This is a genomic window from Verminephrobacter aporrectodeae subsp. tuberculatae At4, from assembly GCF_000193225.1.
GTDB lineage: Bacteria > Pseudomonadota > Gammaproteobacteria > Burkholderiales > Burkholderiaceae_C > Acidovorax > Acidovorax aporrectodeae.
Genome location: NZ_AFAL01000411.1, coordinates 1 through 5,810 on the forward strand (window position 1 = coordinate 1; position 5,810 = coordinate 5,810).

6 protein-coding genes and 2 pseudogenes are annotated in these 5,810 nt (G+C 64.1%); 6 read left to right on the forward strand and 2 right to left on the reverse strand.

The genetic code is table 11. From position 1 onward, the window contains the following. Positions 1–408 precede the first annotated feature (408 nt). The 3 genes from VTU_RS0112115 (at position 409) to VTU_RS0112125 (ending at position 2,546) form a co-directional block, all read left to right on the forward strand. Positions 409–678, forward strand: coding sequence for a thioesterase II family protein (locus tag VTU_RS0112115; RefSeq protein ID WP_369021520.1), 270 nt, complete (start codon positions 409–411; stop codon positions 676–678). Continuing rightward, entirely contained in the window at positions 675–1,862 is a 1,188-nt protein-coding gene (locus VTU_RS27040) for a cytochrome P450 (RefSeq protein WP_010104540.1), read from the forward strand. Before VTU_RS0112115 ends, VTU_RS27040 begins: the two co-directional genes overlap by 4 nt. 69 nt (positions 1,863–1,931) lie before the next feature. Continuing rightward, positions 1,932–2,546, forward strand: coding sequence for an antibiotic biosynthesis monooxygenase family protein (locus VTU_RS0112125; protein ID WP_010104541.1), 615 nt, complete (start codon positions 1,932–1,934; stop codon positions 2,544–2,546). Here VTU_RS0112125 and VTU_RS34830 read toward each other — a convergent pair. Then, positions 2,536–2,725, reverse strand: a pseudogene (locus tag VTU_RS34830) (LuxR C-terminal-related transcriptional regulator); the annotation flags it as partial. The gene VTU_RS0112125 and the pseudogene VTU_RS34830 sit on opposite strands and share 11 nt — an antisense overlap. 9 nt (positions 2,726–2,734) lie before the next feature. On the opposite strand from VTU_RS34830, the gene VTU_RS32755 reads away from it, so the two are divergent. From VTU_RS32755 to VTU_RS0112145, 3 genes are all read left to right on the forward strand, one after another. After that, positions 2,735–3,145 (forward strand): hypothetical protein, encoded by a 411-nt coding sequence (locus tag VTU_RS32755; RefSeq protein ID WP_138927873.1) that lies wholly within the window; start codon positions 2,735–2,737, stop codon positions 3,143–3,145. A 17-nt stretch (positions 3,146–3,162) separates the two neighbouring features. Then, positions 3,163–4,053, forward strand: a complete 891-nt coding sequence (locus VTU_RS0112140; protein WP_010104544.1) for a DMT family transporter — start codon at positions 3,163–3,165, stop codon at positions 4,051–4,053. Positions 4,054–4,231: 178 nt separating this feature from the next. Further along, positions 4,232–4,759, forward strand: coding sequence for a DUF1697 domain-containing protein (locus tag VTU_RS0112145; RefSeq protein WP_081479808.1), 528 nt, complete (start codon positions 4,232–4,234; stop codon positions 4,757–4,759). A gap of 33 nt (positions 4,760–4,792) precedes the next feature. Here VTU_RS0112145 and VTU_RS34835 read toward each other — a convergent pair. Beyond that, a pseudogene (locus VTU_RS34835) lies at positions 4,793–5,810 on the reverse strand (integrase core domain-containing protein); the annotation flags it as partial.

A 5,810-nucleotide genomic window follows, 5' to 3' on the forward strand; every position in this document is an offset into this window, starting at 1 on the left:
TGGCGACGCTGAACAAGCAAGGAGCCAAGCTGTTTGACGCGCTCATCCAAGCCTTTCTGGGCGCTCCGGTTCAACCTTGCTTTGGTTGATCGGCTGGGCCGTGGGGCCGGGGGCTGAGTAGTTACGATTTTTTTTACCTGATCCCCCCGTGCTGGCGCGGTCTCGCACCCTGGCCTCTTGAGCACACCCCTGTCGAAGTGGCCCCTCCAGGCGCACATTCCGCCGTTTTTCTCTCTCTGTTCTCTGCTGTCCTCTTGAACATTCAAGACCCGAAGTCGTGTATTGGCGCGGGTTTGCGGGCCATCGGTTTGCTTCTTCGCTTGCCCGCGCCGGACTGGTCGAGGCGCTGCGCGGCTATAACGGCACGCCCGCCGAGGTGTTCGAGGACGACGAACTATACTGGACCTGCTGCCGACCTTGAAGGCCGACTTCGACCTCGTGGCCTCGTACAGCTACGGCGGCCGCGCGGCGCTGCCGCTGCTGGTGCTGCACGGCGCCGACGATCCGCACGCAGATGCCGCGCGGGTCGCCGGCTGGGCCGACGAGGCCCAGGGCGGCTGCACCCTGAAACGGCTGCCCGGCGACCACTTCTTCTTCGAATGGCAGGAAGCGCGCATCATCCGACTCTTGGCCGACCAGTTGCTGACGGCCAACTGTGACGAAAGGGCAGCACCATGACCAGCGAAACGAAGGGCGGCGCGCCGGTGACGGCGCCATTGGACGCGCCCACGCATCCCGACCCCTATAACTACTACGCGCAGCTGCACAGCGCGGCGCCGGTGCAGTTTGACGCCGCGCTCAACGCCTGGGTGGTGTCCTCCGCGGCTGCGGTGACGCAGATGCTGGAGAACCCGGTCGCGCGTGTGCGGCCGGCGGCCGAGCCGGTGCCGCCGGGACTGCTCGGCTCGCAGGCCGGGCTCTTGTTCGGGCACCTGGTGCGCATGAACGATGGACCGGTGCACGAACGCCTGAAGTGCCAAGTCGCGCGGTGCCTGGATGCGGTGAGCGACGAGACGCTGTGGGAGGTCGCGCGCGAGGCGGCGCGCCAGTGCGCGACGCTGACCGAACCCGTGCGCCACCCCGACGGGCTGACCTCCTTCTGCTACCAGCTGCCGGCGCAGACCATGGGCCTGCTGCTGGGCCTACCGGCGGCGGCGCTGCCGCGGGCGGCGCGCCTGACCAGCTTGCTGGTGCGCTGCATCAGCCCGGGCAGCAGCACCGCCGACCAATTAAACGCGAGCCGCGAAGCCGCCGGCCTGCTGTGGCAGCTATTTGACGAACTGCTGGACGACGGCGTGCCCGACGGCCGGCTTGGCCTGCTGTGGACGCTGCAGCACGCGGCGCGGGACGACGGCGGCGGCACCATGCGCGAGGCCGTGATTGCCAACGCGATCGGCTTCATGACGCAGGCTTTCGAGGCTACGGCGGGCCTGATCGGCAACGCGTGGCTCGCGCTGGCCGCGGGTGCGGACGCACCCGACACGCGCGACGCGCAGGCGACGGCGGCCTTTCTGCGCGAAGTGCTGCGCCACGACCCGCCAATCCATAACACACGCCGCTTCGCTGCCGAGGACTTCGAGCTGGACGGCTCCACCGTGCGCGCCGGCGAAAGCCTGCTGCTGTTGCTGGCCGCCGCCAACCGCGATCCGACGCTGCACGCGCAGCCCGAGCGCTTCGATCCGTCGCGCGGCCCCCGCCATGCTGTTCACCTTCGGCCATGGGCGCCACGGCTGTCCGGGCCAGCGCATGGCGTTGGCCATCACCGCCGCGGCGCTGGCGCAACTGAAAGACGAGGGCCTGGATCCGCGCGACGTGCTGCGGCCGGTGCAGTACCGCCGCTCACTGAACGCGCGTGTGCCTGAACTGCGCACGGCACTGGCCTCGTGTCCTGCCCCGCAAATATCAGCACATCACTAGGAGGATTGCCATCGATGTACGCAGTCATCTTCGAGACGCAGCCCAGCAGCCAGCGCTTCTCCGACTATCTGCGCCTGGCCGGCGAGCTGGGTCCCACGCTGCAGGCCATGGACAGCTTCGTAATGAACGAGCGCTTCACGAACGACGGCAACGACGGCCTCTTGCTGTCATTGTCGCTGTGGCGTGACGAGAAGTCGCTGGTGCGCTGGCGCACCCATGGGCAGCACCACGGTGTGCAGTTGCAGGGCCGCGCCGGCGTGCTGGACAACTACCGCATGCGCGTGGGACGCATCGACTTGCAGGTCGATGAGCAGGGCCTACGGCACGGGTCCGCGCTAGCGGCCGACGAGCTGAGCACAGTGTCCGCGCATCCGCTGCTGACGCTAGAGATCGCTTGCACTGCGTTCGACGCCGTGCCGGTCGGCTGCAGTCTCTTCACCGGCGTGCTCAATGCGGCGCGTCATGTGCGCTTGGCCGCGTGGCCGGACGCCGCGGCGGCCGAGTACCACCTGCTGCGCTCGCCGGCCGGCGCCGGCGAGCAGCGCTTTCGCATCTGGGTGCTGCGTGACTACGGCATGGAGGACCGGCGCGAAGCACCGGTGTTCCATGCGCCGCGCGCTACCAGATGAGGCCCAGCAGCGACGCCTTGACCGTGGCGGCGGTCTTGTTGCAGGTGCCGAGTTTGGCCGACGCGTTGTTGAGGTGGAAGTTCACCGTACGCATCGGAGATGCGCAGGATCTTGGCGGTATCAGCCGAGGTCTTGCCGTCGGCCGTCCAGCGCAGCACCTCGATCTCGCGCTCGGCAAGCTCCACCGCTTGGCCCTCCGTCGCTTCTATGACCTGATCTTGGAACAGGTTGACAAGGGTGATTTCATTGCTGGCTCGCTCGCCCAGAACATTGAAATGGAAGGGATGGTCTACCCGCTTTATCGGTACGAAATGAAGTACTGGTCACGGATCGATTCAGCGTTCAGTCACATTGTCAAAGGTGCCTTCGCAGACGAAGCCCACCACGTCGGATTTGGCGAAGCCATGATGCGCTCGTACCTCAAGGGTCTTGACCCCGGTCGACGGTCACGTTTGCAAAAGATGCTTGAGCCGTTCTCTGGGCTGATCTGGCAGGCGCATGCGCGAGGTCTGCGAGGAGGAGCAGGTCCGCTTGCTGATGGCGGAGATTCATCAAGAGCATGCCGAGCGGTCGATCCGCCTCGCCATCCATTGAGGTGAGAGGGCCAATCGCCATCATGCAAAGCACTCAGACCAGACTGACCTATGTTGCCGCGATTAGCGCGCTGCTGATATGGAGTGGCGCAGTGGCCAACAAAATTGCGAATCGCTACCTGGGTGGCTTGTCCGTGGGTGTACTGCGCTCTATGGTGGCCGGCTTCGCCGCACTGCTCGTGGTGCTGGTGCTTGGATACCGACTGCCGTCGAGCGGCAGACAGCGAGGCTTGCTGGTGCTCTCCGGACTTTGCAGTTTTGTCCTTTGGCCGGTCTTCATGAGCGTAGGCATCCAGCATACGACCGTCGGAGATGCGACGGTGATCATGGCACTGATTCCCATCTTGACGGTGCTGGTTGGCAGTGCGGCCCAACGGCGTGCGCCGGCGCTGAGTTGGTGGCTTGGGGCATCGCTTGCGTTCGCAGGCGGCGTGCTCCTGCTCGTGCATCGGGGCCTCTTCCTTCCTGCGGTTGTCGAAGGTGTATCGCTCCGCGGGGATTTGTGGGTGCTGCTCGGTGCCGTGCTGTGCGCGATTGGCTATGCAAGCGGTGCCCGGGTTGCCCAAGAAATCGGGACGATGGCGACCACCTTTCTCGGTCTGACCATCTCGTTGCCGCTTCTGGCGCCAATCTTTCTGTTGTGCACGCCCCTGCGGGGGCTGCAGCGGCTTCCACTGGAGTTCTGGAGCGCGGTAGCGTGGATGGCGTTGATGTCCTCGTTGGTCGGTTATGGCCTGTGGTTTTTCGCGCTGTCGCGAGGAGGGATTGCCCGTATCGCCACGCTGCAGCTTGCCATGCCGGTGTTCGGTCTTGCATTTGCCGCCTTGCTCCTGCAGGAGTCCATCACGGACTACTTGGGGCTGGCGTGTTTGATTATCCTGAGTGGCGTCTACATCGCCCAGCGTAAAGCATGAACATGCTGTACAATCTGAGAACCGTACGGGCCAGGATCGCCGATGCTGCTGCGAGGACGGGACGTCCTGTCGGCGATGTCTGTTTGCTGGCGGTGTCCAAGAATAGACGAGAAGCGAGAACTGATTCATTCCAGGACTCAGCCCCCGATTGTCAAAGAATAGGATAGATTGTTCGTCTATGCGTTATGCTTGTTTGCTTCGTGGGATAAACGTCAGTGGTCTCCGCAAAATTGCGATGAAGGAATTGGTCGAGGTGTGTAAGGGCATTGGACTGCGGAACGCAAGCAGTCTGCTACAGAGCGGTAACCTCCTGGTTGAATCAAGCCTGAAGGCGCCCCAGGTGGAAACCTTGCTACAGGATGAGATCTGTTTGCGTTTCAGCTACGCGGATGTCGATGTCATTGCTCTCACCGCCAAGGACCTTGTGGAGGTGATTTCCGGATTGCCTGAGGACTGGAGGACACACGACAGTTCCAAGCTGCATATCACCTTCTTCAAGAGCATCTTAGTGCAGGCAAGTGCATCCAATGGTGGCTATGCGCCCGACCTCTATGCGCTCAGAGGGAAAGTCGCGTACGTCTACTGCCCGGACGGCTATGGTCGTACCAAGCTCAACACCCGCTTTTTCGAGCGACTCTGCAAGACCCGTGCAACTACGAGGAACTGGAGCACGACGCTCAAGCTTCAGATGCTGGCTGTTGCTTGACAGCGGCGCGTGTCAAGATAGTTGTCGCCTCATTCAAACAGCCATTGGCTGAATATCCTGTGCGCGCGAATGCGTCTTGATGACCGAATCGGGTTCGGGGTTGAGGCTCACGGCCTCAATGTGCGACCAGTTGCGCGTAGCGCCAGACCAGCGTGCCGGGTTGAGGGCGCGAGCACTCATGTACAGCGCCTGCTGAGCGGTCAGGATCGCTTTGTCTTGACCTGCATGGCGCTGTGCCGGTAGTCATGGTTGTACCTGCGCACGAACGGGGCCACCCAGGCTCTGGCCTCGTGCAGATCGACGAAGCCCTTGACCGGGAACTCAGGGCGGTACTTGGCCGTGCGAAACAGCGACTCGGCATAGGCGTTGTCATCGCTGGCACACGGTCGCGAGTACGAGGGCTTGACGCCCAGCCAGTTGAGCATTGCCAGCACTGTCGTGGCCCAGAGCGTGGAGCCGTTGTCGCCGTGCAGCAGCGGCTTGGTTTGCAGCACGGCAATGCGTTCAGCCAGCGAGGTGCGTTGTACCAAACGTGCCGCATGGTCACTGTGGTCGGTGTCGTGGACCTCCCAGTCGACGATTTTGCGGCTGTACAGGTCCAGGACCATGCTTGGCACACGGCAGTGGCGATGTGCGTGGTCGGTGGGCGCGTAGCCTTGGGCGCCTTGGCGCGGCCCCGATGGGTGTTCTGACCATGCGCGCGCAGCACCCGCGCGAAGCTGGACTCGCTGGCCAGATAGACGCCTTCGTCGGCGAGCATGGGCACGATGCGTGCCGGGGACATGTCCGCAAAGCGCGGTTCGTTGGCCACGGCCAGCAGTCGGTCGCGCTCGGCCGGGCTCAAGGCATGGCTGGGCAGGGGCGCACGGCTTGCGGGCGGCCGTCGCCGGCCGTCAGCCCTGCGTGGGCCTGCCAGCGCTGCAGGGTGCGCAGATCGATGCCGGCGGTCTTGCAGGCCAGGCGCAGCCTCGCGCCTGCGGCATGCGCTGTGTGGATGGACTGGGCCATGGCTTGGCGATCTTCGAGGCTGATCATGCGGCCTCGCCCTTGT

Bases quoted from the DNA above. Each gene is read 5' to 3' on its own strand.
- VTU_RS0112140 (WP_010104544.1), top strand. From the start codon at position 3,163: ATGCAAAGCACTCAGACCAGACTGACCTATGTTGCCGCGATTAGCGCG.
- VTU_RS27040 (WP_010104540.1), top strand. From the start codon at position 675: ATGACCAGCGAAACGAAGGGCGGCGCGCCGGTGACGGCGCCATTGGAC.
- VTU_RS0112125 (WP_010104541.1), top strand. From the start codon at position 1,932: ATGTACGCAGTCATCTTCGAGACGCAGCCCAGCAGCCAGCGCTTCTCC.
- VTU_RS0112145 (WP_081479808.1), top strand. From the start codon at position 4,232: ATGCGTTATGCTTGTTTGCTTCGTGGGATAAACGTCAGTGGTCTCCGC.